This is a genomic window from Streptomyces sp. A18, from assembly GCF_059026065.1.
Genome location: NZ_JBWLKL010000100.1, coordinates 1 through 4,522, shown reverse-complemented (window position 1 = coordinate 4,522; position 4,522 = coordinate 1). Strand labels below are relative to the sequence as shown.

The 4,522-nt window shown below is 71.0% G+C and carries 2 protein-coding genes; both read right to left on the bottom strand.

Features of this window, described 5'->3' with window-relative positions; all coding sequences use genetic code 11:
* Positions 1 to 1,655: type I polyketide synthase (locus AC5P1C_RS43440; protein WP_493871538.1), on the bottom strand; the 1,655-nt coding region annotated here is incomplete at its 3' end.
* A gap of 10 nt (positions 1,656 to 1,665) precedes the next feature.
* A partial coding sequence (locus AC5P1C_RS43435; protein ID WP_493871537.1) for a type I polyketide synthase occupies positions 1,666 to 4,522 on the bottom strand: 2,857 nt, incomplete at its 5' end.

Genomic DNA, 4,522 nt, shown 5'->3' with positions numbered 1-4,522 from the left:
CGACCACGCCCCAGCACCACCGCACGATGCTCGAGCGCCGCACGGCCAGACACCAACGACGCACCCACATCAGCGACATCAGCACCAGACGCGACAGCGAACTCGCGCAGATTCTCCGCCTGCGCCCGCAGCGCCTGCTCGGACCGCGCCGACACGACCCAGGGCGCCAACTCGCCAAGGGCACTGGGTACTTGCTCGACACCTCCGGACGCCGTCTCCGCCTCACCAGACGCCTCACCAGACGCCTCCTCAGGCACCTCTTCGGGCGCCTCCTCAAGGATCAGGTGCGCATTGGTGCCGCTGACCCCGAAGCTGGACACGCCCGCACGCCGGGGGCGGCCCGGTGCGCTGCTCCACTCCCTGGCCTCGGTCAGCAGCTCCACCGCCCCCGCCGACCAGTCCACGTGCGACGACGGACGGTCCACGTGCAGCGTCTGCGGCAGCACCCCGGCACGCATCGCCATGATCATCTTAATGATGCCGCCGACACCCGCGGCCGCCTGCGTATGTCCGAGGTTCGACTTCAGCGACCCCAGCCAGAGCGGACTGCCGGGGTCCCGCTCCTGCCCGTAGGTGGCGAGGAGCGCCTGCGCCTCGATGGGGTCGCCCAGCGTCGTGCCGGTTCCGTGCGCCTCCACCACGTCGACTTCGTTCGCCTGCACCCGTGCGTTGGCCAGCGCCGCGCGGATCACGCGCTGCTGGGCGGGACCGTTCGGCGCGGTGAGCCCGTTGGACGCACCGTCCTGGTTGACCGCCGAGCCACGGACCACGGCCCAGATGCGCCGCCCGTTGCGCCGCGCGTCCGACAACCGCTCCAGTACGAGGACGCCCGCACCCTCGGCGAAGCCCGTACCGTCCGCCGCCTCCGCGAACGCCTTGCACCGCCCGTCCACCGACAGACCCCGCTGCCGCGAGAACTCACGGAACACCTGCGGCGTCGCCATGACGGTGACACCACCGGCCAGCGCCAGACCGCACTCACCCTGCCGCAGCGACTGCACGGCCTGATGCACCGTCACCAGCGAGGAGGAGCACGCGGTGTCGGTCGACACCGCGGGGCCCTCAAGACCCAGCGTGTACGCCACCCGGCCCGAGGCCACGCTCAGCAGCGAACCGGTCTGCGCGTAACCCGAGATGGCATCGGGGGTCGAGAAGTGGTTTCCGTAGCCGAAGTAGGCAAGGCCGGCGAAGACGCCGGTGTTGCTGCCGCGCAGGGTCTGCGGGTCGATGCCCGCCCGCTCCAAGGACTCCCACGAGGTCTCCAGGAGCAGCCGCTGCTGCGGGTCGGCGGCCAGCGCCTCGCGCGGGTTGATCCCGAAGAACTCGGCGTCGAATTCACCCGCGTCGTGCAGGAACCCGCCCGAGCGCGTGTAACTGGTGTCGGGCCGCTCCGGGTCCGGGTCGTAAAGAGCGTCCAGGTCCCAGTTCCGGTCATCGGGGAAGTCGGACACGGCGTCCGCGCCCGACTGGACCAGGTCCCATAGAGCCTCCGGGGAAGCCGCCCCACCGGGGAAGCGGCAGGCGACACCCACGATCGCGATGGGCTCGGCGGCGGCCTCCGTCAGCGCCGTCAGGCGCCGGCGTGTTTCGACCAGTTCGATCGATGTCCGCTTGAGGTAGTCGAGAACATCAGCGTTGCTATCGTTCGTCGTCATCGCGCTCTCCCTATCCGAGCTCTTTGTCCAGCAGCGAGAGAAGCTCTCCTACTGAGGCCGAACTGATCTGGTCGACGACGGCCACCGGCGATCCGGCGCTCGCCATCGAACGGACTCGGCCCTGCAGCTCGCCGAGCAGAGTGGAAATCGTGGTCTGGTCCTCCGCCGCGAGTTCGAGGAACGCGCCCTCGAGGCGGGCGCCCAGTTCTTCGATCTCCTTGGCCAAGTGGTCGGCCGCGGAAGCGGGTCCGGCACCGGCTTCGGGGGCGATGCCCTCGTACAGGAACTGCGCGAGTGTGCTCGGGTTCGGGTAGTCGAACGTGAGCGTGGCGGGCAGTTTCAGGCCGGTCATCGCGGCCAGCTTGTTCCGCAGTTCAAGGGCCGTGAGCGAGTCGATGCCCAGTTCCCTGAAGGCCACGGAGGGGCCGATCCGCCGGGTGTCGGCGTGGCCGAGGACGAGCGCGGTCTGCGCGCGTACGGCGTCGAGCACCGCTGCCTCCGCCTCGGACCGCGGCAGCGACCGCACCTGCTGCGCGAGCCGGATGCCGGTGGCTTCCCTGCCGCCCGGTCCGCCGCCCGCGGCAGCCGTCGTGCCGGTGAGTGCGCGCAGGAGCGGCGATCCCCCGTGCCCGGCCTGCGCCGCGCCGAGTGCCGGGAGGTTCAGCCGCGCGGGCACCAGTACCGGCTCGGCACGGGAGATGGCCGCGTCGAAGAGGGCGAGTCCCTCGTGCGACGACATCGCCTGTACGCCCTGTCGTTGCAGTCGTACGAGGTCCGCCTCGCCGAGTTCGCCGCCCATGCCGCTGCGTTCGGCCCAGAAGCCCCAGCACAGCGAGCCGGCCGGAAGCCCGTCGGCCCGACGGGCTTCAGCGAGGCCGTTGAGGAAAGCGTTGGCCGCGGAGTAGTTGGCCTGTCCCGCCGTGCCGAGCACGCTCGCGATGGAGGAGAACAGCACGAAGGCGGACAGGTCCAGGTGCTTGGTCAGCTCGTGCAGGTACCAGGCACCGCGCACCTTCGGCGCGAGGACCGCGTCCACGCGCTCCTCGGTCAGCGCCTCCACGACGCCGTCGTCCAGGACACCCGCACAGTGGATCACCGCCGTGAGCGGGTGCTCGGACGGCACCGCGTCGATGAGCGCGGAGACGGACTCGCGCCTGGTGACATCGCATGCGGCGACGTCGACCTGCGCTCCCGCCTCGGTCAGCTCCTTCCGCAGCTCTGCCGTCCCCGTGGCCGCCTCGCCCCGCCTGCTGGTCAGCACCAGCCTGCGTACGCCGTGGCGCTCGACGAGGTGGCGGGCGAGCGTCGCGCCGAGGCCGCTGGTGCCTCCGGTGATCAGTACTGTCCCGGTTCCGAGGGCCGGGACGTCCTCTGCCGAGCCGCCACGGGCATGGGCGAGGCGGGGCGTGCTGACGTTGCCGGAGCGGATCTTGAGCTGCGATTCCGCGGTTACGGCTGCCGCCGGGACGCAGTCCGCGGAAGCGGCCTCGCCGTCCGTGTCGATGAGCGTGAAGCGGCCCGGGTTCTCGGTCTGCGCGGAGCGTACGAAGCCCCAGATCGCGGCGGCCGCGGGATCGGTGTGCGGGACCTGCTCGTCGTGGATCGCGTTCCGCGTCACGATGACCAGGCGGGACTCGGCGAACCTGTCGTCGGAGAGCCAGCCCTGCGTCCACCGCAGCACGCGGTGAACGTTCTCCCGGGCGGCAGCGGGGGTGTCGCTGCCGGGCGACCGGTCGATCCTGGCGATGACGACGGGGGGTATCTCGTTGTCGGATGCGGTGAGTTCGTCGAGATCCGCGAGGACCTCTGCGTACCGTCCGGTGGCTTGACCGGGAGCAAGGGCGAGAGGGGCCCACTCCACCTGGAACAGCGATTCCTGGTGGTCGAAGCTCAGCTCGGTCAGCTTCTCGACGTCCGCGGGCCGCAGGGTCAGCGATTCGATGCTGCCGACCGGTGCTCCGGTCTGGTCCGCGACGGTCACGGACAGCGCGTTGTCGTTCTCGCGCACGGGAACCAGGCGTACGCGCAGCTCCGTCGGCTCCGTGGAGTTGACGCGAATGCCCGTGAAACGGGACGGCAGCCAGCCTTCGGGCCGGGAGTTGTCGACGAGCTGCCCCGGGCCGACCGGGAGCAGCGCGGCGTGGAGCAGCGCCGGGTGGATCTGGAACCGGTCCGCAGACCCGCCGTCGGCCGCGGGCAGCTCCACCTCCGCGAACAGGGCGTCGCCGTGGCGCCACACCTGCTTCAGGCCGCGGAACAGGGGCCCGTAGCTGAATCCGCTGTCGGACAGCCTGGCGTACTCGTCCTCGAAGGGCACGTCGACCGCGCCCGCGGGAGGCCACGTGAGGAGGCTTTCCTCGCCGGGGTTGGCCGCGGTGTCGGACCCGGCGACGCCGACGGCGTTCCGCGTCCACTCGGTCTCGCCCTTGCCCCGCGAGTGCACGCTGATCACACGCTTGCCATCGATCACGACGCGGATGTCGCGGTCGGCGGTCCGGGACAGCACGAGGGGCGCTTCCAGGGTGAGTTCGTCGATGACATCGCAGCCCGCCTTGCGTGCGGCCCACACGGCCATCTCGAGCAGGACCGTTCCCGGCACCAGGACTGCACCGTGGACCACGTGGTCGGCGAGCCACGGGTGACGCTGCAACGACAGGCTCCCGCCGGCCGCCACTGCGCCTGCTCCGCCGTCCTCGCCGTCGGCGGGCAGATCGATCACCGCGTCGAGCAGCGGGTGGTCCGATGTGCTCGCGGTGGTGGTCTCGTGGGGGGTGTTCAGCCAGTAGCGCTGGCGCTGGAAGGCGTAGGTGGGGAGGTCGACCTGGCGGCGCTTACCGAAGAGGGCGTCCCAGTCCACGGCGGCGCCC